The sequence below is a fragment of the Methylopila sp. 73B genome, from assembly GCF_000526315.1.
In the GTDB taxonomy this organism is placed as follows: domain Bacteria; phylum Pseudomonadota; class Alphaproteobacteria; order Rhizobiales; family Methylopilaceae; genus Methylopila.
In genome coordinates, this window is sequence record NZ_JAFV01000001.1 from 3,797,146 (window position 1) to 3,820,752 (window position 23,607).

The 23,607-nt window shown below is 70.0% G+C and carries 25 protein-coding genes and 1 tRNA gene; 17 read left to right on the forward strand and 9 right to left on the reverse strand.

Annotated features, from left to right (window positions below; translation table 11 throughout):
- The first annotated feature begins 158 nt into the window (after positions 1-158).
- From K244_RS0118165 to K244_RS0118220, 12 genes are all read left to right on the forward strand, one after another.
- The gene (locus K244_RS0118165) at positions 159-1,412 is read left to right on the forward strand and encodes a site-specific integrase (protein WP_245259790.1); all 1,254 of its coding nucleotides are present in this window, start codon (positions 159-161) and stop codon (positions 1,410-1,412) included.
- A complete protein-coding gene (locus K244_RS0118170; RefSeq protein ID WP_020187721.1) occupies positions 1,409-1,975 on the forward strand; it encodes a hypothetical protein in 567 nt (188 codons plus the stop codon). The genes K244_RS0118165 and K244_RS0118170 overlap by 4 nt, the downstream gene beginning before the upstream one ends.
- A gap of 172 nt (positions 1,976-2,147) precedes the next feature.
- Complete coding sequence (locus K244_RS22855; RefSeq protein WP_020187722.1) at positions 2,148-2,462, forward strand: hypothetical protein; 315 nt, start codon at positions 2,148-2,150, stop codon at positions 2,460-2,462.
- 53 nt (positions 2,463-2,515) lie between these two features.
- The gene (locus K244_RS0118180) at positions 2,516-2,722 is read left to right on the forward strand and encodes a hypothetical protein (protein WP_155931812.1); all 207 of its coding nucleotides are present in this window, start codon (positions 2,516-2,518) and stop codon (positions 2,720-2,722) included.
- Positions 2,719-2,979 (forward strand): hypothetical protein, encoded by a 261-nt coding sequence (locus tag K244_RS0118185; RefSeq protein ID WP_020187724.1) that lies wholly within the window; start codon positions 2,719-2,721, stop codon positions 2,977-2,979. Before K244_RS0118180 ends, K244_RS0118185 begins: the two co-directional genes overlap by 4 nt.
- The gene (locus K244_RS0118190; protein ID WP_020187725.1) at positions 2,976-3,239 is read left to right on the forward strand and encodes a hypothetical protein; all 264 of its coding nucleotides are present in this window, start codon (positions 2,976-2,978) and stop codon (positions 3,237-3,239) included. Before K244_RS0118185 ends, K244_RS0118190 begins: the two co-directional genes overlap by 4 nt.
- Positions 3,240-3,375: 136 nt before the next feature.
- Positions 3,376-5,127 carry a hypothetical protein gene (locus tag K244_RS0118195; RefSeq protein ID WP_020187726.1) on the forward strand — a complete coding sequence of 584 codons (1,752 nt, stop codon included), beginning with the start codon at positions 3,376-3,378 and terminating at the stop codon, positions 5,125-5,127.
- 307 nt (positions 5,128-5,434) lie between these two features.
- Positions 5,435-5,806, forward strand: coding sequence for a hypothetical protein (locus tag K244_RS0118200; RefSeq protein WP_155931813.1), 372 nt, complete (start codon positions 5,435-5,437; stop codon positions 5,804-5,806).
- Between the two features lie 566 nt (positions 5,807-6,372).
- Positions 6,373-6,807 (forward strand): hypothetical protein, encoded by a 435-nt coding sequence (locus tag K244_RS0118205; RefSeq protein ID WP_020187728.1) that lies wholly within the window; start codon positions 6,373-6,375, stop codon positions 6,805-6,807.
- Positions 6,808-6,935: 128 nt separating this feature from the next.
- On the forward strand, positions 6,936-8,471 hold the full coding sequence (locus K244_RS0118210) for a terminase family protein (RefSeq protein ID WP_020187729.1): 1,536 nt from the start codon (positions 6,936-6,938) through the stop codon (positions 8,469-8,471).
- A 21-nt stretch (positions 8,472-8,492) separates the two neighbouring features.
- Positions 8,493-9,215 (forward strand): hypothetical protein, encoded by a 723-nt coding sequence (locus tag K244_RS22860; protein ID WP_020187730.1) that lies wholly within the window; start codon positions 8,493-8,495, stop codon positions 9,213-9,215.
- Positions 9,216-9,338: 123 nt separating this feature from the next.
- The gene (locus K244_RS0118220; protein WP_020187731.1) at positions 9,339-9,971 is read left to right on the forward strand and encodes a hypothetical protein; all 633 of its coding nucleotides are present in this window, start codon (positions 9,339-9,341) and stop codon (positions 9,969-9,971) included.
- A 114-nt stretch (positions 9,972-10,085) separates the two neighbouring features.
- Here the strand turns inward: K244_RS0118220 and K244_RS0118225 are convergent.
- Both K244_RS0118225 and K244_RS22275 read right to left on the reverse strand, forming a co-directional pair.
- Positions 10,086-10,161 (reverse strand) — tRNA-Glu (locus K244_RS0118225).
- 139 nt (positions 10,162-10,300) lie between these two features.
- Positions 10,301-10,687 carry a DUF6476 family protein gene (locus K244_RS22275; RefSeq protein WP_020187732.1) on the reverse strand — a complete coding sequence of 129 codons (387 nt, stop codon included), beginning with the start codon at positions 10,685-10,687 and terminating at the stop codon, positions 10,301-10,303.
- On the opposite strand from K244_RS22275, the gene K244_RS0118235 reads away from it, so the two are divergent.
- Both K244_RS0118235 and rpoH read left to right on the forward strand, forming a co-directional pair.
- Positions 10,686-11,702: an RluA family pseudouridine synthase gene (locus K244_RS0118235; protein ID WP_081761505.1), complete on the forward strand. Its 1,017-nt coding sequence runs from the start codon at positions 10,686-10,688 to the stop codon at positions 11,700-11,702. The two genes, K244_RS22275 and K244_RS0118235, sit on opposite strands and share 2 nt — an antisense overlap.
- Before the next feature lie 164 nt (positions 11,703-11,866).
- The gene (gene rpoH, locus K244_RS0118240) at positions 11,867-12,748 is read left to right on the forward strand and encodes an RNA polymerase sigma factor RpoH (RefSeq protein WP_020187734.1); all 882 of its coding nucleotides are present in this window, start codon (positions 11,867-11,869) and stop codon (positions 12,746-12,748) included.
- A gap of 149 nt (positions 12,749-12,897) precedes the next feature.
- Here the strand turns inward: rpoH and K244_RS22280 are convergent, their stop codons facing one another.
- The gene (locus tag K244_RS22280; RefSeq protein ID WP_155931814.1) at positions 12,898-13,722 is read right to left on the reverse strand and encodes a VOC family protein; all 825 of its coding nucleotides are present in this window, start codon (positions 13,720-13,722) and stop codon (positions 12,898-12,900) included.
- Positions 13,723-13,997: 275 nt separating this feature from the next.
- On the opposite strand from K244_RS22280, the gene K244_RS0118250 reads away from it, so the two are divergent.
- The 3 genes from K244_RS0118250 to K244_RS0118260 all read left to right on the forward strand — a co-directional run bounded on the left by K244_RS0118250 (position 13,998) and on the right by K244_RS0118260 (position 18,354).
- On the forward strand, positions 13,998-15,290 hold the full coding sequence (locus K244_RS0118250; RefSeq protein WP_020187735.1) for an adenylosuccinate synthase: 1,293 nt from the start codon (positions 13,998-14,000) through the stop codon (positions 15,288-15,290).
- A 67-nt stretch (positions 15,291-15,357) separates the two neighbouring features.
- On the forward strand, positions 15,358-16,707 hold the full coding sequence (locus tag K244_RS0118255; protein WP_020187736.1) for a hypothetical protein: 1,350 nt from the start codon (positions 15,358-15,360) through the stop codon (positions 16,705-16,707).
- Positions 16,708-16,920: 213 nt separating this feature from the next.
- The gene (locus K244_RS0118260) at positions 16,921-18,354 is read left to right on the forward strand and encodes a calcium-binding protein (protein ID WP_020187737.1); all 1,434 of its coding nucleotides are present in this window, start codon (positions 16,921-16,923) and stop codon (positions 18,352-18,354) included.
- Positions 18,355-18,402: 48 nt separating this feature from the next.
- Here K244_RS0118260 and K244_RS0118265 read toward each other — a convergent pair whose 3' ends face one another.
- From K244_RS0118265 to K244_RS0118290, 6 genes are all read right to left on the reverse strand, one after another.
- On the reverse strand, positions 18,403-19,272 hold the full coding sequence (locus K244_RS0118265) for an RNA polymerase factor sigma-32 (protein ID WP_024816596.1): 870 nt from the start codon (positions 19,270-19,272) through the stop codon (positions 18,403-18,405).
- A 229-nt stretch (positions 19,273-19,501) separates the two neighbouring features.
- Positions 19,502-20,083, reverse strand: coding sequence for a CarD family transcriptional regulator (locus K244_RS0118270; protein ID WP_020187739.1), 582 nt, complete (start codon positions 20,081-20,083; stop codon positions 19,502-19,504).
- A gap of 335 nt (positions 20,084-20,418) precedes the next feature.
- Positions 20,419-20,757: a ferredoxin FdxA gene (gene fdxA / locus K244_RS0118275; protein ID WP_020187740.1), complete on the reverse strand. Its 339-nt coding sequence runs from the start codon at positions 20,755-20,757 to the stop codon at positions 20,419-20,421.
- Between the two features lie 85 nt (positions 20,758-20,842).
- Positions 20,843-22,375, reverse strand: coding sequence for a SulP family inorganic anion transporter (locus tag K244_RS0118280; RefSeq protein ID WP_020187741.1), 1,533 nt, complete (start codon positions 22,373-22,375; stop codon positions 20,843-20,845).
- A gap of 11 nt (positions 22,376-22,386) precedes the next feature.
- The gene (locus K244_RS0118285; protein ID WP_020187742.1) at positions 22,387-23,076 is read right to left on the reverse strand and encodes a carbonic anhydrase; all 690 of its coding nucleotides are present in this window, start codon (positions 23,074-23,076) and stop codon (positions 22,387-22,389) included.
- A gap of 203 nt (positions 23,077-23,279) precedes the next feature.
- Positions 23,280-23,606, reverse strand: a complete 327-nt coding sequence (locus K244_RS0118290; protein WP_020187743.1) for an RNA-binding S4 domain-containing protein — start codon at positions 23,604-23,606, stop codon at positions 23,280-23,282.
- Position 23,607 lies beyond the last annotated feature (1 nt).

The following is a 23,607-nucleotide window of genomic DNA, read 5'->3' on the forward strand; positions in this document are numbered from 1 at the left end:
AACAGTATCAGGGAATACACTAGGTTGCGGCGCGCGCACGTTGCCACTAGCCCGCGCACGTTTGCCCCGCTATATTAGGCTGGCATTAGGTCGATAGCGAGGGCTGGGCAGTGGCCAGGACGGTTCGGGACGCGAAGATGGACACGCGGACGGCGCGGATGCGCCTTCCCGTGGGGGCGAAGCCGCAGTGGAAGACGCTGGTGCCGGGGAAGCTCCACCTCGGCTATCGCCGCCGCCGCGCCGACGCCCCCGGCACCTGGATCGCCCGGCGCTACGTCGGGCTCGACGCGGGCGGGCAGGGTCGCTACGGCGAGACCACGCTGGGCCTCGCCGACGACTTCCGGGACGCCGACGGTGCTGAGGTGCTGAGCTACGCCGAGGCGCAGCGCGCGGCCCACGCGCTCGCCGCGGCCGGGCGCGAGGAGAAGAGCCGGTCGCTGACGGTGCGCGACGCGACGGACGCCTACCTCGCCTTTCTTCGTGCGCAGAGGAAGTCGGCCGGGGACGCCGAGAGCCGCATCCGCACGCACATCCTGCCCGCGCTCGGCGCGCGCCGCGTCGACCAGCTCACCACGCCCGAGCTGGAGCGCTGGATGCACGCCATGGCCAAGGAGCCGGCGCGCATCCGGACGCGGCCGGGGGAGGAGCAGCGCTTTCGCGCGCCCCCGGCGGACGCCGACGCGCAGCGCGGCCGCCACGCCACGGTCAACCGCACCGTCACCGTGCTGAAGGCCGCGCTGAACCGCGCGCACGAGCACCGCCTCGTCGCCGACGACACCGCGTGGCGGCTGCTCAGGCCCTTCCGCGCGGCGGACGCGGCCCGGCCGGGCTTCCTCCCCGCAGACGAGGTCAGGCGCTTCCTCGAAGCCGCCGACGAGCCCTCCGGCTTCCGCCGGCTGGCGACGGCGGCGCTCCTGACGGGCTGCCGCTACGGCGAGCTCTGCGCGCTGCGCGTCGGCGACTACGCCCGCGGCCAGATCGCCATCCGCGACAGCAAGTCCGGCAGGCCGCGCGTCGTCCGCCTGAGCGACGAGGGGCGGGCGTTCTTCGCCGGGCTGGCCGAGGGCCGGGGGGGCGACGAGCCCATGCTGACCCGCGCGGACGGCGAGGCCTGGGGGCCGTCGCACCAGATAAGGCCGACGGCGGCGGCCTGCGCGAGAGCGGGGCTGAGGCCAATCAACTTCCATGCGCTGCGCCACACGTGGGCGTCGCTGTCGATCATGTCCGGGATGCCGCTGCTGGTCGTGGCCGGCAACCTCGGCCACACCGACACGCGCATGGTGGAGAAGCACTACGGCCACCTCGCCGAGAGCTACGTCGACGAGGAAATCCGCCGTCACGCGCCGCGCCTCGGCCTCGCCGGCGGGGCCGCGGTGATCTCGCTGGACGAGCGGCGGAGCGGCGCGGCGTGACCCGCCCCCCGAGCTTCGCCAAGGCCTCCGACGAGGAACTTGCCGAGTTCGTGCGCGAGCGCGTCGAGCTGTGGGCATGGCCGCAGGAGCCACTGAGGATGGCCGAGAAGAACGCTCTCGGCGACGCGATGCTCAGTAGCGGCAAGGCGGGAGAGCGCTGGACGGCGGTCGCCGCTGCGCTGGCGAACGCCGACTGCTCGCCAGGGTTCAGGCGCGCGGTGGCCGACCTCATTCTGGCCAACGCATTTCACCCCCGGACCCGGTTTGTAGCCGCGGCGCGCGATCAAGTGATCATGGCGAGCAACTATCGCGAGGTCTACGAGTGTCTGAGGATCGCGTATCCCGAGCAGACGACCCCCCTGATCTACAGGCGGGCGGAAGTGGTGACGGCCATGCTCACAACGTTCGACCCGCCCGAGGAGGTGGGCGGCATGTCGGTTGTGGTGGCGGGGGAGGCCACGCCGGACGAGGTGACTTGCGCGCGGCTGAAGTTCGACGACGACCGCAGCTTGCGAGTCGCAAGACTGTTCATAAGGCTGAACGACGCGCCGTTTATCGACTGAGTAAATTTAACGCCGCCTACTACCGCGTTTAAACGCGTCAATTTACGCACAAACGGCTGCCGCCTATACTTGGACCAACGTGGCAAAAGCACGGAGGTCGCAGGTGCCAGTTACAGACAGTATCGTAGTAGCAAGCAACGATGGCGCGAAGGTCGCCGACAGCGTAGTTCGGATGCGCGCATCGGGCGCGCCGGTCAAGCCTAAGGGGGTCGCTGTACTGCCCAAGGACCCGCGGCAGGCGCTGACGGTACCCCAGTTCTGCACGGCGGTCGGCATCTCGCGCTGCGGCTACTACAAGCTGAAGGCGCAGGGCCTCGGCCCGCGCGAGATGCGGCTGGGCGCGTCGGTGCGCATCAGCCCCGAGGCGCTGCTCGACTGGCAGCGCGAGCGCGAGAGCCCGACCGGGGCCGAGGCCGAGGCCCGGCTCCAGAACGAGAAGCGGGCGCGGGAGCGGGCGCGCCGCGCCGTCGCGGCGGTGGCGCGATGAGGCCCCGGGACAGGAGGTCGGGCGCGCCGGCCCCTCGGCTGATCAGCACCAGCGTGGGTCAGGACGACCTGATCCGCCTGCTGGCGACCCGGAACCCGCATCGGAGGGGAACCCCGGCCCACGACCGCCATCGGCGGATCACCAGCGGCATGCGGGTGAGGGACTACGTGGCGCTTTCGCCGGTCCGGCGCGACGCGCTGGCCGAGCTGGTCGTCGCGCAGCGGATGGGCGTGATCGGCTTCGAGAGAGCGGCCCGATGACCCGGCCGATGCGCGAGCACGACCAGGCCCAGCTGCTGACCAGCGGGGTCCGTCAGGACGACATCATCGTGCTGCGGAGCCGCGACAACCCGCATCCCGAGTGGACCAAGGCCCACGGCCACCACGACCGGCTGCGGACGGGCATGCGCGTGAGCGACTACGTCGCGCTCTGCCCAGACAGGACCACGGCCCTCGCGGAGCTGGCGTTCGCCCATCGCCGGGGGATCGTCGGGTTCGTTGCGGGGCCGTCGCGATGAGCGGCGCGGACGAGGCCGAGCCGGCGGACGTGATCCTGCCGACGGGCGACCCGCGGCTGATGGACGTCATCGTCCTGACGAGCCTGGCCAACCCGCATCCGCCCTACACCGCGGCGCACGCGCGCCACGAGAGCCTGCGGGTCGTGACCAGCGTGCACGAGTACGTGGCGCTGGCCCCCGACCCCGACACGGCGATGGACGAGCTGACCGTCGCCTACCAGCGGCACCTCATCAACTTCGGATGGGCGACGCGGCACTGATCCAAGAAGTACCCTCCGGCCCGCTGCAGAGGAAAGCGGGCCGGAGAGGCTTCCCATCCGCCGCCAGCCAGGCGCGGGAGGATCATCAGCGTACTTGGTCACGGCACACCTAGAAGGGTAGTATAGCGTGGAAGACATGGCACGTAAAGCCGCGGCGGACGACTGCGCGACCGCGGAGAACTACACTGAATCTACTTCGAACGCCAGTGCACCTCGCGCTGCGGACCCCCCGGCACCTGCGGACGCGCCCGAGACGCCCGAGGCGCGGCTCCTCGCGCTGTTCCGGGGGGCCGAGACGCATCACGGCACGTACGACGCCGCGGCCGTCGCGGCGCAGGAGCCGGCCGCCGGGGCGAAGGTCGAGATCAAGGACGTCGGCGGCGGCGTGCGGACGCTCAAGGAGCCGCCGACCGCGGAGATGTGGCGTCGTCACCTCGCCGGCGAGCGCCCGCTCGGCGTCAGCCCCGTCAGGGCGGACGGCACGGCGAGCTGGGGCGCGATCGACGTCGACAAGTACGACGGCGACGCCGCCGAGCGCCTGAGGGGCCTTGCCGCCCGCGCGGCCGAGATGCGGCTGCCGCTGATCGTCTGCCGGTCGAAGTCGGGCGGCGCGCACCTCTACCTCTTTCTGACGGAGCCGGTGTCCGCGGAAAAGGTTCAGGCGGCGCTTCGCGGATGCCTGCGGTCCCTTGGCCTCCTGGACGACACGGAGATCTTCCCCAAGAAGGCCGAGCCGAACCGGAGCGGCTGGATCAACATGCCGTACTTCCGCTCCGGGCCGGAGGGCGACGCCGGCGACCGGTTCGCGCTCAAGCCCGACGGGCTCGAGATGACCGTGCACGAGTTCGCCGACGCGGCGGAGCGCGGGGCCGTGGCGCCGTCCGCGCTGGCGGCCCTCGCAGCCTCGTCGGCGCCCTCGGGGCGGCGGGCCTCGGCGGCGGCGTCCGGCGGCGGCGGAGGGGCCGGCGCGCCCGCGCAGGCGGAGGGCGCGGCCCATGCGGCGGCCGAGCTGAAGCGGCTTGCCGCGGAGCTTCGCGCCACGGCGGAGGGCGGCCGCAACGAGCGGCTCAACAGGGCCGGCTTCGCCATGGGGCCGATGGTTGCGGCCGGGTGGGTGGACCGGGGCTCCGTCTTGAACGCGCTCTCCGACGCCGCCCGCTCGGCGGGGATGGACTTTGACGAGATCGGCAGCACCCTGAATCGCGCCATCGACGACGGCGCGGCGCGCGGTGCAGTGCCCGAGATCGGCGGCCTGCGCGTCGAGCGGGTCGTGTTCGTCGAGGGGGGCCGGGAGAAGCTCTGCGAGCTCACGCTGGCGCACGGCGATCTGCGCGGCGAGGTCAGCCTGCTCGCCACGCATGCCGTCTACTACAACCGGGTCAAGGAGCAGACCTACAGCCAGCTCGGCTGGGTTCCGCCGCCACAGAAGGCCGCCGAGTGGGAGCGGCTTCTGAGCGAGGCTTCTCGCGGGGCGGAGGTGCGGCAGGTCGAATCGGACAGCTCGGTGAGCGGTCTCGTGATGTACGACCTCTGCGAGTTTCTGAGGTCGCGCGGCAAGGCCGACAACAAGGAGGAGATCCTCTTGAAGAAGCCCTGGTACGACGACGTGGAGGGCATGCACTACTTCCGCATGGTCGATCTCGCCGAGTTCCTGGAGAAGAAGTCGCGTCCGGAGTACCGCGGACTGACCCAGGTCGATCTGTCGAAGCATCTGAGGGCGGCGTGCGGGGGGGTCTCGCCCGGCGGTGGCGAGTCCAGGACCAAGAACCTTGGCAGCAAGGGTGGGGTGGTTCGAGTGCGCCGGGTGGCCGAGGCGGCTCTGGCGCCACGGGAGCTGGCGGAGGGCGAGGAGATCCCGCTGCCGCCCATCGCAACCTATCCGCTCTGAGTCGCGATAACGCCGGGGGCTTAATGGCGGCGTTACGTAACGCCTGCGCAGCGTTATCGGCAGTACGCCGGGGTTGCCTACCGGGGTTTAGGTAACGCTCCCCGTCGGAAAGTAACGCGCTCGCTTTCCGCGAGCGTTACCGCAGAAAGCCTCGGTTCCCAGCGTATAAACGTATGCGGTAACGCTGTAACGTCGAAACGCCTCGCGCGGCGCGCGCGTATGTATGCAGGGGTGAGGGTAGCGTAACGGGCGGCCCCCGGCAGATTAGCTTCATCGGACCAGTCTCAAACATAGCAAAGGCATCAGCATGGCCAGAATAACACCACCCCCCGGCACCAATCGCCTGCCGACGATCGAGGTGCGCGGCATGGAGCGTGGGCCCGACGGCGACGTGCTCAGCGTGGCGGTCAAGAGCGAGGAGCAGCGCGAGACAGGTACCGGGCCGGTGTCGCGGGCCGAGTTCCGCGGCACCATGAGGATCCGATTGGACGCTGCGCGAGACGAGAACAGGTTCGTGCGCGCGGTGAAGCATGTTCTCGGCTACTGGCCGGCTACACCCCGGCCCAACAAATGGGGCGAGCATGTCGCCCGCGGAGTGACGCAGTGCGAGGCCAGCGGTCGCGTCACATTCACCACCAAGGCTCGCCCCGCCGACGACGCCTGGCCCGACCCCGTTTAGAGCTGGTTCTCCGTCGCCCGCCGCGGACCCTGGGACGCCGCCTGAGCCCCTCGCCGCGCCGGCCTCGGCCGCCCTAGCCGCCGCGCGCCGCCAAGGCTCCTGCGTCCCGCCAGCGACGCGCGTCCGGGCTCGGGCGACTGCGGCAAAAGAACAGCCGAGGTCCGCGCCACCTTTTCCCGACGCGACGGCGCGGCCGGGCCGCGTCGCCCGACCCCGGCGCGCCATCACGTTTTGTCCGCAAAGCGTCGGTGGCCCCGGCCCGACCCTCGGCGGATTTTTTGCGCAGAGACCGTCCGACCCTCGGCCGGCCGCGACCGCGTCGTCGCATCCGGGGCGAGCGCTCGCCCGCGAGGCCCCGGGCGCCGCGATCGCCCGAGGGGCAGGGGTCCGCCGACCACATCGGGCCATGCCCGAGCCCGACTCCCCACGGCCGTCGCAGGCGGCGACTGCGCCGTATCAGGGCGCAAACTCCAAACCCGGAGCAACTCGGAAAAACCTGCTGGCAGCTATACTTAAGCCGCGCCCGACGCTATACTTAGCCGGCTCAACCTAATAAGCGCACAAATATGGCCCCCGCATACCCCTCTGAAGGCCGGCCGGCGTCGGGCTTTCGCCCGCTTGGCGGCCGAACGCAGCGGACCCGCGTCACGAACGGCACGGCGACCATCCCCGGCGTCGACGGGCGGACGCTCTGGGCGCGCCGCCTTCGCGACCTGCTCGCGATCTACGCCTCCGACCTCGGCGGCGCGGAGAACATGACCGAGGCCGAGAAGTCTCTGGTGCGCCGGGCCGCGACCCTGTCCGTGGAGCTGGAGCTGCTGGAGCAGCGCTTCGCCGCCAGCGGCAAGGGTGCCAGCGCGCCGGACCTCGACCTCTACGGCCGCATGACCAACACGCTGCGGCGGCTTCTGGAGTGCACCGGGCTGGAGCGCCGCGCCCGCGACGTCACGCCGTCGCTCGCCCAGTACCTCGACCTGACGCGGGGGGCCGACGACCGGTGACGTAGGACGACCGACCCTCGGCCTCTCAGGGGTGGTCAAAAGTCGCCCGAGGGCCGCGGCGGATCGGATCCCGTTTTCGCACGGCGCGCACCCCGTCAGGTCTTTTCGCTTAATCGCGCGGAGCCGCAATGAACACGACAGTGACCATCCGCCGGGCCATGGAGGACCCCAACCTGCTCGGCGCGACGCTCGCCGGGCCGAGCTGGGCCACGTGGCGGATGCTGCTCGCCGCGGCCATGGGCGAGCGCCTCCGCGACGACGAGACGGAGAGCTTCCGCGCGCTGACCGGACGGTCCGCACCCCCGGCCCGCGCCGCCGACGAGGTGGTCGTCGTGGCCGGCCGGCGAGCCGGGAAGACGCGCGCCATGGCGGCGCTGGCGGTCTACCTCGCCGGGATGCGCGACTACACCTCGCGGCTGGCGCGTGGCGAGCGCGCCGTGGTGCTGATCATCGCGCCCGACACGCGGCAGGCGCGCGTGCTGCTCGACTACGCCGTCGGCATGCTGGAGGCGACGCCGGTGCTGGCCCAGCTGGTAGCCGAGAAGACGGCCGACACCCTCTCGCTGACGACCGGGATCGACATCAAGGTGCGCGCCGCCAGCTTCCGCCGACTGCGCGGACTGACCGCGGTCGCCATCCTCGCCGACGAGGCGTGCTTCTGGAGCACCGAGGAGGACGGGGCCAACCCGGACTCGGAGATCCTGAACGCGGTGCGCCCAATGCTGGCGACGACCGGCGGCCCGCTGGTGATCATCTCGTCGCCCTACGCGCGGCGCGGCGAGGTCTACGAGATGTGGCGCGCCCACCACGGCGACGCTGGCGACCCGGCCATCCTCGTGGCGCAGGGCGCGAGCCGCGACTTCAACCCGAGCCTGCCCGAGGCCGTAGTCCGCCGCGCGATGGAGCGCGACCCGGCGGCGGCGCGCGCCGAGTACCTCGGCCTCTGGCGCGACGACGTGGAGACCTTCGTCGCGAGGGAGGCCGTGGAGGCCTGCGTCGAGGCCGGGCGACGCGAGCGCTCGCCGCGCCCCGGCATCACCTACCTCGGCTTCGTGGACCCGTCCGGCGGCGGCCAGGACAGCATGACGCTCGCCGTCGCCCACCACGACGGCGGCCGGCTCGTGCTCGACGCGGTGAGGGAGGCCCGCCCGCCGTTCTCGCCGGAGAGCGTTGTGGCCGACTTCGCCGGCCTGCTGGCGCAGTACCGCGTGCGGCGCATCGTGGGCGACCGCTACGCGGGCGAGTGGCCACGAGAGGCGTTCCGGCGCCACGGCGTGACCTACGACACGTCCGAGAGGACCAAGTCGGACATCTACCGCGACCTGCTCCCCCGGCTGAACTCGGGCGACGTGGCGCTGCTCGACGACGACCGGCTCAAGAATCAGCTCTCGGGACTGGAGCGGCGCGTCGCCCGCGGCGGCCGAGACACCATCGACCACGGCCCCGGCGGCCACGACGACCTCGCCAACGCGGCGGCCGGCGCGCTGATGCTCGCGAGCGACGCGGTGCGCCGGCACGAGGTCCTGTGGGGCGGCGTCGGCGCGACCGGCGGCCTCAGCCTCAGGTCGCTGAACAAGAAGCGTGCGTGGCACCGCGGGCCGGGGGTGTCCGCCGTCGACGGCGGGCCGACGCCCGCCCGATGCCCCGACCCGAAGCACCACTGAGCCCTAGCAAGGAGACCAGCCATGAGCACTGTGCCGAACCTTAAGAGCCCGAGCCCGAGCCTGCACGAGGGCATGATCGAGCGCCACGCTGCCCGCGACAACGGCGGCCGGCCGCTGCTCGACGCCGACCCGGCGCTCGCCGCGCTGCGCGACGCCATGGCCCGCGGGCGCGCCGCCGCCGAGAAGGCCCGGCGCGTGGCCGAGGCCATGCTGCGGAACGAGATGGAGACGGTCCCGGCGCGTCATCGGCGCCTTCGCGACGAGAGCCACAAGCTCTCGCAGGCCGTGCTGCCGCTTTTCGACCGCGCGCTGGCCGAGGCCCGGCGCACGCTGGACGACATCGAGCGGCGCACCGGCCGCCCGCCTGCGCCGACCGGCGCGGCCGAGGTCGCGCTCGCGGGCGAGATCAGGGCGCGGCTGGCGTCGATGCCCCCGGAGAAGCGGCGCGCCGCCCTGAGGCAGGCGCTGGACGCCGGCGACGACACCCTGCACGCCGCGGCGCTGCACGGCCCGGCGATGCTGACGGGGATGGAGCCCGCGGAGCTGGAGGTGCTGCGCGCGACGTGGCGCGAGGCGCGGCACGGGGCCGAGATGGAGCGGGCGCGCCGCCTGAGCGCGGCGGTCGCGGACGCCGAGCGGGGTGGGTCGCTGCTGATGACCTACACGGCTGGGCTGGCGAACGACCGCATCATCGCGGAGGCGGAGAGGGCCGAGCGCGCGGTGCTGGAGGCGATCGCCGGTTAGCTCGCTTCCGCGAGGCGAATGTTAGGAACTGTTGACACAGCTCCGCATCGCGCCGCGACTTGCCCCAAGTGTCTCACGGAAAGCGTATGCTGCGCGTGACAAAACTTGGTGGGCGAATCGTCGATGCAGGAAATGATCCGGGCAGTGGTTGTCTCGCTCGTCCCAGCTGGGGCCGCCGCCCTGCTGGCTTCGCTACTTGGAGTTTTCGGGCCCAGCGAGCCGGCGGCATACATCAACTGGCAGAGCGTCAGCTTCACCAACGCATACATTCAATCTTTGGACTACAAGCCAGGGACATATGCTGATGCGCGCATAGTCGGGACACGCGTGGCCGTAAACGTGGAGATCAGAAACGATACATCGGTGAGGCTCAAAGATGTGCAGTTGATGGCCAGCAACAAGATCGAGAGCGCGGTAATACTTGGTAAGTATCCATCCGAAGGCCAAGAGCTTAAGAGGGAGGACGAGAGGATAGACCTTCCCGATGTTCAGCCAAAATCGCGGATGGAGATTGGTCTGATTTTGAGGGCATCTGGAGGAGAGTTGCCGGTCCAGGTCTTATCGGAAGGGCGCCAGATCGATTTGCGCTCGACTCGGATCAATTTGGACAGCTTCGGCTTCAAGAGCGCGGCTCTCAACCGGCCATGGGTTGAAATAGCGATTGTTTCGGGCATCGGGATTTTTGGGTTCTTTAGTTTGGCATTTGGCCTGCCTATTGCGGTCAGCATGCTGCGCAAGGCGTTCTCAGCGCCGTGACCGAACAAGCAGATGCCCCGTGGCGTAGAGCGCGAGGCATATTAGGCTGGTTTTAGGCCAAGCCCGGCGGCGCGGAAGGGTCCCCGGCTAAGTGCCTGCGAAACCTAGGTAATTTGGCGCTCCCAAGGGGACTCGAACCCCTGTTTTCGCCGTGAGAGGGCGACGTCCTAGACCGCTAGACGATGGGAGCGTTTCGCGCGGCGCACCCTATAGCCGCGATCGGCGGCGGCGGCAAGCCTCGGGCGCGACAATTCGAGGACGGCGAGGCTCCCCGGCGTCGCCGCGGGGCGCGCGCGGCGACCTCGCGACAGTGCGGCGCGAGGCACGCGTCAGCGCAGCGGGGGCGCGGAGGGGCCGCCGGGGGCGAGGTCGAGGCGGCCGGTCTCGGTCAGCGTCGCGGCGTCGACCACATGGACGCTGAGGCGGCCGTCGCGCTCGACGGTGACGAGGATGCGGCCGGCGTCGGCGGCGGTGGAGACCACCCGGGCGCCTTCGGGGAGCGCCAGCGCGCGCTCGACGAACCTCGTCGGGGCAGGCGTCGACTTGACGACGCGGTACGCGATCACCGAGATCAGCGCGAGAAAGCCCACGCCCATCGTCAGGCCGCCGACCATCGTCAGCCTGCGGAGGCGGGCGTAGACCCGCTGGACGCGGGGATCCTCCTCGTCCGCGCCATCACCGAAAGGGGCTCCGTTCGAGCCGCCGTGCGCCGTCATGTCTCAATCCGTTCCTGAAGAGCCGGCGGCCCCCGGCGTGCTGTCGGTCGTCGCCGGCCCGGACGACGCCGGCGAGCGGATCGACCGTTTTCTCGCCGCCCGGCTGCCGGACCTGTCCCGCGCCCGCCTGCAGGCGCTGATGCGCCAGGGAGCCGTCTCGGCGGGCGCGCGGACGCTAGAGGACCCCTCCGCACGGGTCAACGCGGGCGAGACCTATGTGGTGGCCGCGCCGCCGCCGGCGCCCGCCGCGCCGCAGGCGCAGGCGATCGCGCTCAGCGTCGTGTTCGAGGACGATCACCTCATCGTCATCGACAAGCCCGCGGGCCTCGTGGTGCACCCGGCCGCAGGCCACGCGGACGGCACGCTCGTCAACGCCCTGCTCGCCCATTGCGGCGCGAGCCTGTCCGGCGTCGGGGGCGTGGCGCGCCCCGGAATCGTGCACCGGCTCGACAAGGACACCAGCGGGCTGATGGTGGTGGCGAAGCATGACCTCGCCCACCGGGCGCTGAGCGCGCAGTTCGCCGACCACGGCCGCACCGGCCCGCTGGTGCGGTCCTACTGCGCCTTCGTCTGGGGCCTGCCGCGGCATCCCCGCGGCGTGGTGGACGCCCCGCTCGGCCGTAGCGAGCGCAACCGCGAGAAGATCGCGATCCGCAGCGACGGGCGGTTCGCCGTCACCCACTGGGAGACGCTCGAGCGCTTCGAGGCGTCGGAGGCGAGCCTCGTGGAGTGCCGGCTCGAGACCGGGCGCACGCACCAGATCCGCGTGCACATGGCCTCGCTCGGCCACCCGCTGATGGGCGACGCGGTCTATGGCGCGAGCCACCGGACCAAGGCCTCGAAGCTCGACGGCGGCGCCCGCGCCGCGCTGCTCGGGCTTGGCCGGCAGGCGCTGCACGCCGCCGTGCTCGGCTTTGCGCACCCGGCGACCGGCGAGACCCTGTTGTTCGAGAGCGCGCTCCCCGACGACCTCGCGGCCCTCGCGCACGCGCTGAAGGCCCGGCCGGATCATTGAGAAGATCAAAGATCGGCCATGCGCAAACGCACGGCGCCGTGAAGCGATTTGACACCTTTCGGCCACGCCTCGCGTTATACTGCGGACAACAGAGCGATCGGCGCATCCCGCGGTCGCGACAGGGCCTGCCGCAAGGGCGGGGGCCCCAGACGAAGGAGACGCATATGGCCTCGGCCGCACTCCCAATCCTTGTAAGCGACAACGGTCTCTCGAAGTATCTCGACGAGATCCGCAAGTTTCCGATGCTGGAGCCGCAGCAGGAGTACATGCTCGCCAAACGCTGGCGCGAGCATGGCGACCGCGACGCGGCCCACAAGCTCGTCACCAGCCACCTCCGCCTCGTCGCCAAGATCGCGATGGGCTACCGCGGCTACGGCCTGCCGATCGGCGAGGTCGTGTCCGAGGGCAACGTCGGCCTGATGCAGGCGGTGAAGCGCTTCGAGCCCGAGAAGGGCTTCAGGCTCGCGACCTACGCGATGTGGTGGATCCGCGCCTCGATCCAGGAATACATCCTGCGATCCTGGTCGCTGGTGAAGATGGGCACCACCGCGAACCAGAAGAAGCTGTTCTTCAACCTGCGCAAGGCGAAGAGCCAGATCTCGGCGCTGGACGAGGGCGACCTCCGTCCGGACCAGGTCAAGCAGATCGCGGTCAAGCTCGGCGTCAACGAGCAGGACGTGGTGGACATGAACCGCCGTCTCGGCGGCGACGCCTCGCTCAACGCGCCGTTGCGCGAAGACGAAGGCTCCTCGGAGTGGCAGGACTGGCTGGTCGACGACAGCGACAGCCAGGAGAGCCGCCTCGTGGAGAACGAGGAGCTCGACAACCGCCGCCAGGCGCTCTCGGGCGCGCTGACGGTGCTGAACGACCGTGAGCGCCGCATCTTCGAGGCGCGGCGCCTCGCGGACGATCCGCTGACGCTGGAAGAGCTGTCGAGCGAGTTCGGCGTGTCGCGCGAACGCGTGCGCCAGATCGAGGTGCGCGCCTTCGAAAAGGTGCAGGACGCGGTCCGCAAGAACGTCGCGGAGATCGAGGCGCGGGCTTAAGCCGCCCCGCCTTACGCGCTGCCTTATTGATAGGGCCGCCACGGAACGCCGTGGCGGCCTTATTTCATGCTCGCCTGTCCGTCGAGGCGTTTGGATAAGCGCTTACGGCGCGACGAAGACGATCGTCGAGCCCCAAGGGCCGGTCACGGTCAGGCCGCGCTCGTCGCGGAGGCTGCGAACGCCGCGCGCCTCCAGGCGGGCGGCGACGGGGTCGAGCGCGTTTGCGTCCGGCAGGATCGCCTCGAACGACCGCAGTCCGGCCGAGCCCTCGGGCGCCGGCCCGCGCCCGCGCGACGACCAGACGTTCGCGGCCACGTGGTGGTGGTAGCGCCCGCGCTCATGAACAGCGCGCCGGGATAGGTCGTGGTGAGGGCGAAGCCGACGGCGTCGATCCAGAAGCTGCGCGCGGCCGCGAGATCCCCGACCTGGAGATGGACGTGGCCGACGACGGTTCCCGCCGGCATCGCGGCGTCGAGATCGACGCCGGGCGAGAGCTCGGCGAGCACCTCCTGCGCAGCCATCGGCTCGGTCGCCATCCTGAGCGCGCCGTTGCGGTAGGGCCATTCGGCCTTGGGACGGTCGCGGTAGATTTCGAGCCCGTTGCCGTCGGGGTCGTCGAGGTAGAGCGCCTCGCTCACCAGATGGTCCGACGCGCCGATCCGCAGGCGGTCGCGGGCGAGCCGCGCGAGCACGACGGCGAGGTCGCGCCGCTCCGGCAGCAGGATCGCGACGTGGAACAGACCGGGGGCGTCCTTGGGCTTCGGTCGGGCCCCCGGCGTCTCCGCCAAGCGGAGGACAGCCGAGCCGCCGGTCCCGCCGAGCGTTGCGACCCGCGCTTCGCGGTCGAGCGTTCGAAGCCCGACCACGTCTTCATAGAAGGCGACCGAACGTCCGAGATCGGAGACGGCGAGTTCGGCGACGCCGAGGCGCAAGCCGTCGGGAAGGGTGGGTGAAGCGGATGCGGCGTCGACCATTGTGGGGTGATCCTGTGTGGCTCCCCGAGATATCGGCTCGCCTTCGAAGACCCGCTACCCGATTGACCTTGCGCCATTGCAAGGTCATGCCGGACCATAGGCCGTTCAGCGCCCGCGCATGTCCCGCAGGCGCCTTCAGCCGTCGCCGCCGCCAGGTTGCGCCCTCCGCCTTGCCACGCCGGTCCCGATCCGATAGCAAGCCGCGGGAGAACCCCGGCTCTCCCGAGCCGGGGTCTTTTTTTGCCCTCGGCCGGTCAGGCGGAAGGATTTGCAAGATGGCGAACGTCGTCGTGGTCGGCGCCCAGTGGGGCGACGAAGGCAAGGGCAAGATCGTCGACTGGCTGTCGGAGAAGGCGGACGTCGTGGTCCGCTTCCAGGGCGGCCACAACGCGGGCCACACCCTCGTCATCGACGGCGTGACCTACAAGCTCAGCCTGCTGCCCTCCGGCGTGGTGCGGAAGAACAAGCTCTCGATCATCGGCAACGGCGTGGTGGTCGATCCGCACGCGCTGGCCGACGAGATCGGCCGCCTGCAGGGGCAGGGCGTCGAGCTGACGCCCGACAACCTCAAGGTCGCGGACAACGCCACGCTGATCCTGTCGGTGCACCGCGAGCTCGACGCCCTGCGCGAGGACTCCAGCGAAGGCACCCGCATCGGCACCACCAAGCGGGGCATCGGCCCGGCTTATGAGGACAAGGTCGGCCGCCGCGCCATCCGCGTGCGCGACCTCGCCAACCTGCCGACCCTGAAGCCCAAGATCGAGCGACTGCTCAGCCACCACAACGCGCTGCGCCGGGGCTTCAACCTGCCAGAGCTCACCGTCGACGCGATCTACGACGAGCTGGCTTCGGCGGCTCCGAAGGTGCTGCCCTACGTCGCCGCGACCTGGGAGCTGCTGGAGCAGCGCCGCCGCGCCGGCGACCGCATCCTGTTCGAGGGCGCGCAGGGCGCGCTGCTCGACGTCGACCACGGCACCTACCCGTTCGTCACCTCGTCCAACACCTGCGCCGGCCAGGCCGCGACCGGTTCGGGCCTCGGGCCGCGCGCCATCGGCTACGTGCTCGGCATCGCCAAGGCCTACACCACCCGCGTGGGCGAAGGCCCGTTCCCGACCGAGCTGACGGACGAGATCGGCCGCAGGCTCGGCGAGCGCGGTCACGAGTTCGGCACCGTCACCGGCCGTCCGCGCCGCTGCGGCTGGTTCGACGCGGTGGCGCTGCGCCAGACCGCGAGCGTGTCCGGCATCGACGGCATCGCGCTCACCAAGCTCGACGTGCTCGACGGTTTCGACGAGATCAAGGTCTGCGTCGGCTACGAGCTCGACGGCGGCCAGATCAACCGCCTGCCGGCGAGCCAAGGGTCTCAGGCGCGCGTGAAGCCGATCTACGAAACCATCGAAGGCTGGAAGGGCACGACCGCGGGCGCCCGCTCCTGGGCCGACCTGCCGGCGCAGGCCATCAAGTACGTGCGACGAATCGAGGAGCTGATCGAGTGCCCCGTGGCGCTGGTGTCCACCTCTCCGGAGCGCTCCGACACGATTCTCGTGGCTGACCCCTTCGAAGACTGAAAAACGCCGCGACTCCGTGTCTTCCCGGCCCTCGACGAGGGCCGGGCGCTGCCGTATGTCCTGATTCATGGCGGATTATTTCCCAGTTCTCTCGCGCGCCGTCGCGGGACTCGAGACCAACACGGGCGAGAACCGGCGCGCGGTCTATGAACGCGCGCGCGCCGCGATCATCCGGCAGTTGCGCAGCATCGACCCTCCGATCGCCGAGGAGGACATCGCCCGCGAGCGGATGCAGCTCGAAGAGGCGATCCGCAAGGTCGAGGCCGCCCACGCGCCCGCTCCGGCGGCCGCGCCCGAGCCGCCGCGCGCGCCGGAACCTCCAGTCGCGGCCAAGGCCGCCGCGGCCGCTGCGTCCCCCGCCCAGCCGAAGGCCGAGGACCGGCCCGCGAACCGCCCCGCGGCCCGCGCCGACGGCCGTCCCATCGTTCGCGCCGCGGGCGAGCGCGCCGATGCTCCGAAGGCGCGGCGCTCCGGCTTGCTGGTCGCGCTGGCGGCGCTCGTCGTGATCGCAGTGGTCGCCGGCGCCGTCGCGGGCCGCCAGCAGATCGCCGCGCTGTTCAACGGCGGATCCTCCCAGACGGCGTCGGTCGAGACCGCGAAGACCGATGCCCCGGCCTCCACGCCGCAGAACGCCCCCAAGGCCGACGGCGGCAAGGACAGCGACCGCCTGCTCGACGAGCCGGCGCCGGCGCCCACGCCGCAAGCCCCGTCGACGGACGTCGCCCGCGCCCCCGAACCCACCGCGCCCGCGCCGCAGGCTGAGCCGGCCCCCGCCCCGCAAGCTCCCGCCGCCGCGCCGACGGCCGCCTCGCCAGCTCCGCCGGCTGAGACCCGACCGCAGCCGGGTCCGCTCGTGGCCCAGCGCGCGATCCTCTACGAAGAGGGCTCCGACCAGCAATCAGGCGAGCAGACCGAGGGCACGGTGCTGTGGCGCACCGAGTCCGTGAACGCCGGGCAGAGCCAGCCGCTCGAGACCGCGATCCGCGGCGACATCGACATCCCGGCCCGCAAGATCAAGGCGACGATCACGATCCGCCGCAACGCCGACGCCACCCTGCCGGCCAGCCACACCATCGAGGTGCAGTTCCGGTTGCCGGAGAACTTCGCCAACGCCGGCGTCGCCAACGTGCCGGGGATCCTTATGAAGGCCGACGAAGCGACGCGCGGCGCGCCGGTGCAGGGGCTGTCGGTGCGCGTCACCAACGGCTTCTTCCTGATCGGCCTGTCCAACATCGAGAACGAGCGCACGCTGAACGAGCAGCTTCTGCGCGATCGCGGCTGGCTCGACATCCCAATCCTCTACGACAACGGCCGCCGCGCGGTGCTGACCCTCGAGAAGGGCACGCCGGGAACCCAGGCTTTCGCCGACGCCTTCGGCGCCTGGGGCGGCTCGACCTCCGGCGGCGCGCAGCAGTAGCCCGAGCGCTGGTCGCTGCAGATTAAGCTTAATCTGCGATAGGGCCGCTCAGCCGCCGCTTGCGGCCCGTCTGTTGAGGCCCCCTCAAGTCGATCGATGTATAACCCCCAACAACGCGGGGTCTTTCAAAACGTAATAGCTGGCGCGGCGTCCGGGGTAATCGGATGGCGCCCGCCCGCCTCGCGACGGCGCGAGAGCGATGGGACAGGCGCGATGGCGGTGATCCGGGGGACCGACAACAACGACACTCTGGAGAGCGGCGGCGCGTCGCCGGGGCCGAACGAACTGCTGGGCCTCGGCGGCGCCGACACGCTTTGGGGAGCCTTTGACGGCGACACGTTGCGCGGCGGCGACGGCGAAGATTTACTGGTGGCTGATGATCTCGATCGGATCGTCGTGGACGGCGGGGCCGGCGACGACACGATCTTGGCGGAGGCGTGGTCCGGCGACCGGGTCACCATCGACGGCGGCGACGGCCTGGACACGCTGCTCGTCGATACCGGCTATTACCTGAACTCGGAGATCTCGAACATCGAGCGGATCGAGTTCTCGCCGCAGGGAAATGTCTATTTGTTCGGGAGCCAGTTCGAAGCGCTCGATGTGGTTTTTGTTGGGGCGCGGGGCGGCTACGGCCAGCTATGGCTGGTCGCTGATCCTGACCGCTCATCGCTTAACGCCTCCTCCCTACGCTTCGAAGGTCACGGCGGCATTTTCCAGACGGTGCTGATCGGCAGGGCCGGAAGCGCCGATCGTATCGTCGGATCTGATTACGACGACCTCATCCTCGGCGAAGGAGGAGGAGACCGGTTGATCGGCGGACTGGGCAACGACTTCTACAGTCACGTCGGCTCGAACGACGCGATCGTCGAGCGCGCTGATGGCGGCTATGACGGAGTTTTTGCGGACGTTGACTGGCGGCTGGGAGCGAACATCGAAGAGCTCGGGTTGAGGGACGGCGTAGCGATCAGCGCGATCGGCAACGCCCTCGACAACGTCCTCCGGGGGAACTCGAACGCCAACATCCTCGTCGGCCGCGGCGGCGCCGACACCATGCGCGGCGGCGCAGGAGACGACGTCTACACCGTCGACTCGTCCGACGACGTGGTCGAGGAAGCGAAGGGGGACGGGATCGATACGGTTCGGGCGACGGCGGATTTCGCCTTCGGCTCCGGCCAGGAGATCGAGATCCTGCGTGGATTGGGCAAGGCCGGCCTGCAACTGCGCGGGAACGGCTTCGACAACAGGATCATCGCCTCGAACGGTGACGATCTCTTGCGCGGCTACAACGGCGCGGACTGGCTGAAGGGCCGCGGGGGCGACGACACGCTGATGGGCGGCCTGGGGGTCGATACGCTCGACGGCGGCGCAGGTGCTGACTCGTTCCGCTTCGCGGAGGCGCCGAACGGCGAAGTGGACGTCATCCGGACGTTCGACGCGTCCGAAGACCGCCTCGTGCTCGACGACCGAGCCTTCACTGCCTTTACCAAAGGCGCGACGACCGCCGCCGACATCTACGAACACCTGCTGTTCGACGCGCGGACGGGCGAGATCGCCTACGACGCCGAGAGCGACGGCGGCTGGGTCGTGTTTGCGCGGATCCAGCACCTGACCGGCATCCTTGACGCGACAAGCGTCGTCATCGTCTGAGCCGGCGGACTGGCGGACGCGGCGAGATCGACCCGCCGCGGGGGTTAATCACATCGCAGCCGTGGCCTGCGGCTGCTGCTCAACGAGCGCGCGACGGAGCTTCTCAAGCGCGCGGTTCTCGATCTGGCGGACGCGTTCTTTCGAGATTCCGAGCCGCTCGCCCAGCGCCTCCAGCGTCACGGCGTTCTCTGCCAGCCGGCGGGCGCGAACGATCTTCAGCTCGCGCTCGTTCAGCACGGTGAGGGCGGATCGCAGCCAGCGCACGCGGCGCTCGCCGTCGATCGAGTCGCCCACCGTTTCGTCCGGGAGCGGCTGCGTGTCGACCAGGAAGTCCATGCGCTCGGACGACGAGTTCGGGTCGCTGTCGACCATCGGCGCGTTCAGCGACATGTCGGGGCCGGACAGCCGCGAGTCCATCACCGCGACGTCCTTGACCGAGACGCCGACCGCTTCCGCGATCTTGGTGTGCAGCGCGCCCGGCATCATCGCCTCGCCGGTGCGGCTAAGGCGGGCCCGCAGGCGGCGAAGGTTGAAGAACAGCGCCTTCTGGGCGGAACTGGTGCCGCCGCGAACGATCGACCAGTTGCGGAGGATGTGGTCCTGGATCGCCGCACGGATCCACCACGTGGCGTAGGTGGAAAACCGCACTTCACGCTCCGGCTCGAATCGGGCGGCGGCCTCCAGAAGGCCGACGTGGCCTTCCTGGATCAGGTCGGGCATCGGAAGGCCGTAGTGGCGGAAGCGGGCCGCGATCGCGATGACCAGACGCATATGGGCGGCGGCGAGACGGTGCAGCGCCTGCTCGTCCTTCTGGTCTTTCCATTGGACGGCCAGATCATGTTCTTCCTGCCGTTCGAGGAAGGGCGCCTCCATGGCGGCCCGAACGAAGCGGCGGCGAACTCCGGCCATCTGCGACATCTCGGCACTCCCCGTTGGCGCCATCGTCGCGACGGCGTTCACGTGAGGCCAAACGCGCGGGACCATAAAAAGGACATGGCGCCGCTGGAAATGCGCGATCACGAAACCGTGATCGCGCAGCTTCAAGGCCTTGAAGGTCTGCCCGGCGCGCTACCACGCACGCGTGGAACAAAGAAAAGCCCGGCGGAGCCGGGCTTTTCGCATTCCTGGAAGAGACAGCCGCCAGCGATCAGGCGGCCTCGTCCTGTTCGGCCTCGGCTTCGACCTCGATCTCCTCTGCCTTGCCGCCGCGGCGCGGGCCCTTGGCGAGCTGCGCCTCGATCAGCTTCTGCGCCTCGATGTCGCTCAGCCGTTCGGCGGCGGCCACTTCGCGCATCATGCGGTCGAGAGCCGATTCATAGAGCTGGCGCTCGGAGTAGGACTGCTCCGGCTGGGTGTCGGCGCGGTACAGGTCGCGGACCACCTCGGCGATCGCGATCATGTCGCCCGAGTTGATCTTCGCTTCGTATTCCTGGGCGCGACGGCTCCACATGGTCTTCTTCACGCGGGCCCGGCCGGTCAGCGTCTCGAGCGCCTTGGCGACGACCGTCGGCTCCGAGAGCTTGCGCATGCCGGCGCTGGTGATCTTCGCGACGGGCACGCGAAGGGTCATCTTGTCCTTCTCGAAGCTGATGACGAAGAGCTCCAGCGTATGGCCGGCGATCTCCTGCTCCTCGATCGCGACGATCTGGCCGACGCCGTGCGACGGATAGACGACGTGCTCGAGCGGCTTGAAACCATGCCGGCTCGGGGAGATCTTCTTGGTGCTCATGCTGCTCTGAACTCCGTCTCGTCGTGGCCGCGCGGGCCAGGACATCCCTCGTTCCCGGAAACCGCCGGGGCGATCGCGCCGAGACCCGCACGTCCGAGAGCCAGCTCGGCCGTCCGGAGCCCCGTTTCGTCAGAGAAAAACGACCGCGCTCCAGACGCCGAAGGCGACTCTGAAGGATTCAGCCTGCTCGGTTTTGTGCCGAAATCTGAAGCCGTCGGGATGGCGGCGAGGCGGCGCACGTCGTTTTTGACCGTTGTGCAGGGATAGCACGAACGGGCGCGAAAATCAACGAAGAGATGCACGCGCGCAACAGCCTTGCGGCGCGTGAGGAAGCGTCAGTCGCCTTGGCCGGGCTCGGGAGAGAAATACTCCTCGAGCTTGTTCGTCTTGCCGTCGAACTCCTTGGCGTCGTCCGGCGGATTACGCTTGACGGTGATGTTCGGCCAGCTCTTGGCGTACTCGCCGTTCAGCTTGATCCAGCTTTCCAGCCCCGGTTCGGTGTCCGGCTTGATGGCCTCGGCCGGGCATTCCGGCTCGCAAACCCCGCAGTCGATGCACTCGTCGGGATGAATGACGAGCATGTTCTCGCCTTCATAGAAACAGTCGACAGGGCACACCTCCACGCAGTCCGTGTATTTGCAGCGGATGCAGTTGTCGGTGACCACGTAGGTCATGCCAGTCTCCCGGTTCGCTTGGGTGACGTAGCGGACGCGACCGTGCTTCGCAAGGGCGGGCGAGGGCGCGTCCGCCTGTCACGGCTCAGGCGGGGAGGGCGTTCGCCAGCCTCCGTTCGTGGCTGGGGGCCGAGCGGGCGACCTGCATCCGCGTTCCGCCTTCGCGGCGCTCGGCCCAATCCGCGATCATCTCCGACGTGGTGTGGTCGATGTAGGAGAGGCGGCTCGTCCGCAGCGTGACGGTCGCGCCCTCCGGCACGGCGGCGAGCTCCTTCTCGAGCTGGGGGAGCTGGAGGAAGGTCGCAGCCCCGGCGAGGCGCATGTCGACGCCGCCGTCCGCCGTCTCGTGGCGGCGCACGACGAGGTAGCGGCGCTTCAGGTGCGGCAGGATCTCGATCCCCGCAAGGGCGAGGCCGACCAGCACGCCGGTGAGCAAGTCCACGGCGACGACGACGATCAGCGTCGCGGCCCACACCGCGGCGGGCAGGGCGCCGTGGCGCCGGAACAGGCCGCGGGCGTGCTGCACGCTGACGAGACGCCAGCCGGTGACGATCAGGATGCCGGCGAGGGCCGCGGTCGGCACCACCTCCAGCGCCCACGGGATCGCCGCCACGAAGGCAAGGATCCACAGGCCATGCAGGATCGCGGACCAGCGCGAGAGGGCGCCGGCCTGCACATTGGCCGAGGAGCGTACGATCACGCCGGTCATCGGCAGGGCGCCCAGCGCGCCGCATATCGCGTTGCCGACGCCCTGCGCGGAGAGCTCGCGGTCGTAGGCCGTGCGCGGGCCAGTGTGCATCTTGTCGACGGCCGCCGCCGACAGCATCGTTTCGGCGCTGGCGATCACGGCGATGATGACGGCCGCAAGCAGCGGCCCGGGCGCCATCAGTCCCGCAAGGCCCGCGGCGTCGGTGAGGTTGAGGCCGCCGAGGATCGAGTCCGGGATCTCGACGCGCTTGATCGGCAGCGCCAAAGCCGCGGCCAGCGCCGTGCCCGCCGCGACGCCCACCAGCGCGCCGGGGATGAGCCTGAGGTTCGCCGGGCGGAGCTTCTCCCAGGCGATCATCGCCAGAATGGTCGTGAGGCCGACCGCCAGCGCCGCCGGACCCTTCACCGTGGTGAGCCGCATCACGTCGCCGAAGGCCGCGGGGATCGCGATCAGGCTTTCGAGCGCGTTCGGCAACGGCGCGCCGTCGATCAGCACATGAAGCTGGACGACCACGATCAGCACGCCTATGCCCGCGAGCATGCCGTGGACCACGGCGGGCGAGATCGCCTTGAACCATTTGCCGAGGCCGAGCAGGCCGGCGGCGATCTGCAGCGCGCCGGCGAGCAGCAGGATCGGCCCAAGCATCTCGAGGCCATGCTCGCGGACGATCTCGAACACGACGACCGCCAGGCCTGCGGCCGGACCGCTGACCTGAAGCGGCGAGCCGCCGATCAGCCCCACGACCACGCCGCCGACGACGCCGGTGACGAGGCCCAACTCCGCCGGCACGCCGGACGCGACGGCGATGCCCATGCAGAGCGGCAGGGCGACCATGAAAACCACGATCGACGCGGGGAGGTCCCGGCCGAGCGAGGCGGGGAGGGACGGTTTCAGAGCGGAGAGGTTCATGGGCGCGCTCCTCATTCCGCCGCGATGGACAGCGGGGCCGCGGGACGCGCGGGGCCGACCGCGACGGGCGCGGGCCGGTCGCCGTGGATGGGCTCGAACCGGCCGGTCTCGCCGTCGTAGGCGAAGATCGTTCCGGTCTCGATCTCGAAGTACCAGCCGTGCAGGCGGACCTCGCCGCGGGCGAGCTTGGCGGCGACCGAGGGGTGGGTGCGCAGATGGTTGATCTGGACCACCACGTTCTCCATCGACAGCGCGCGGCAGGCCTCGGCCTCGTCGATGTCCGGCGGGTAGGCCTCGCAGACGATGCTCTGGGCGGCGGAGGCGTGCTTGAGCCAGGCCTTCACGTTCGGCATCGGGTCGAGGCTCGCGGGATGGCGGAGAGCCTTCATCGCCCCGCACTCCGAATGCCCGCACACCACGATATCCGCGACGCCCAGGGCCACCACGGCGTATTCGATCGCCGAAGACACGCCGCCGTTCATCTGCGCGAAGGGCGGGACGATGTTGCCCGCGTTGCGGCAGACGAAGATCTCGCCGGGGCCCGCCTGGGTGATGTGCTCGGGCGCGACGCGGCTGTCGGCGCAGGAGATCACCAGCGCCTTCGGGCTCTGCCCGTCCCGGGCGAGGCGTTGGTAGAGCGCCTTGTCCTTGGAGAAGACTTCGCCCTGGAAACGCAGGGCGGCGTCGAAAATGTCGGCCATGTCCGGCTCCTCGCAAAGGTGTTCGACGAAAGTATGCTGCAGCGCAAAACTGCGCGCGTCCGTCGATAACAATGACGATACGGTCGGCCGACAACCTTCCTCACGGAAACGTCAGATTGGTTAGAATTCAGTGAGAATCGCCTGAAAAATAAGCGTTTGAACGATACGTGCGGACAAGAGATTCGGAACGCAGGATCGTTGCGTTATTCCAGCCCATCATCTCGCGATGCAACATCTTCGCCTGGGTGCGGAGCGAGATCGTCGAATAAGGCGCGCGCTTCCGTCGCAGGTCCGCGGCGGTCGCCGAAGCCGGCGACGCGCAGGACCCGAACGGTCTGCTCAAGAGCGATGGTGAGGACGTCGCCGATCTTGACGCCGCGGCCGGCCGCGGAGATCCGCTGGCCGTTGACCCGGACGTGGCCGGATTGCGCCAGTTCGGCCGCGCGCGCGCGGGTCTTCGCGACGCGCGCGCGCCACAGCCAGACGTCGATGCGCAGGCGGGCCGAGGCGACATCGTCCGGTCCCGCCACG

Coding starts and splice junctions, on each gene's coding strand:
- K244_RS0118165 (WP_245259790.1), top strand. CDS start 159: ATGCGCCTTCCCGTGGGGGCGAAGCCGCAGTGGAAGACGCTGGTGCCG.
- K244_RS22855 (WP_020187722.1), top strand. CDS start 2,148: ATGCGCGCATCGGGCGCGCCGGTCAAGCCTAAGGGGGTCGCTGTACTG.
- K244_RS0118185 (WP_020187724.1), top strand. CDS start 2,719: ATGACCCGGCCGATGCGCGAGCACGACCAGGCCCAGCTGCTGACCAGC.
- K244_RS0118190 (WP_020187725.1), top strand. CDS start 2,976: ATGAGCGGCGCGGACGAGGCCGAGCCGGCGGACGTGATCCTGCCGACG.
- K244_RS0118195 (WP_020187726.1), top strand. CDS start 3,376: ATGGCACGTAAAGCCGCGGCGGACGACTGCGCGACCGCGGAGAACTAC.
- K244_RS0118200 (WP_155931813.1), top strand. CDS start 5,435: ATGGCCAGAATAACACCACCCCCCGGCACCAATCGCCTGCCGACGATC.
- K244_RS0118205 (WP_020187728.1), top strand. CDS start 6,373: ATGGCCCCCGCATACCCCTCTGAAGGCCGGCCGGCGTCGGGCTTTCGC.
- K244_RS0118210 (WP_020187729.1), top strand. CDS start 6,936: ATGAACACGACAGTGACCATCCGCCGGGCCATGGAGGACCCCAACCTG.
- K244_RS22860 (WP_020187730.1), top strand. CDS start 8,493: ATGAGCACTGTGCCGAACCTTAAGAGCCCGAGCCCGAGCCTGCACGAG.
- K244_RS0118220 (WP_020187731.1), top strand. CDS start 9,339: ATGCAGGAAATGATCCGGGCAGTGGTTGTCTCGCTCGTCCCAGCTGGG.
- K244_RS0118235 (WP_081761505.1), top strand. CDS start 10,686: ATGTCTCAATCCGTTCCTGAAGAGCCGGCGGCCCCCGGCGTGCTGTCG.
- K244_RS22275 (WP_020187732.1), bottom strand. CDS start 10,687: ATGACGGCGCACGGCGGCTCGAACGGAGCCCCTTTCGGTGATGGCGCG.
- rpoH (WP_020187734.1), top strand. CDS start 11,867: ATGGCCTCGGCCGCACTCCCAATCCTTGTAAGCGACAACGGTCTCTCG.
- K244_RS22280 (WP_155931814.1), bottom strand. CDS start 13,722: ATGGTCGACGCCGCATCCGCTTCACCCACCCTTCCCGACGGCTTGCGC.
- K244_RS0118250 (WP_020187735.1), top strand. CDS start 13,998: ATGGCGAACGTCGTCGTGGTCGGCGCCCAGTGGGGCGACGAAGGCAAG.
- K244_RS0118255 (WP_020187736.1), top strand. CDS start 15,358: ATGGCGGATTATTTCCCAGTTCTCTCGCGCGCCGTCGCGGGACTCGAG.
- K244_RS0118260 (WP_020187737.1), top strand. CDS start 16,921: ATGGCGGTGATCCGGGGGACCGACAACAACGACACTCTGGAGAGCGGC.
- K244_RS0118265 (WP_024816596.1), bottom strand. CDS start 19,272: ATGTCGCAGATGGCCGGAGTTCGCCGCCGCTTCGTTCGGGCCGCCATG.
- K244_RS0118270 (WP_020187739.1), bottom strand. CDS start 20,083: ATGAGCACCAAGAAGATCTCCCCGAGCCGGCATGGTTTCAAGCCGCTC.
- fdxA (WP_020187740.1), bottom strand. CDS start 20,757: ATGACCTACGTGGTCACCGACAACTGCATCCGCTGCAAATACACGGAC.
- K244_RS0118280 (WP_020187741.1), bottom strand. CDS start 22,375: ATGAACCTCTCCGCTCTGAAACCGTCCCTCCCCGCCTCGCTCGGCCGG.
- K244_RS0118285 (WP_020187742.1), bottom strand. CDS start 23,076: ATGGCCGACATTTTCGACGCCGCCCTGCGTTTCCAGGGCGAAGTCTTC.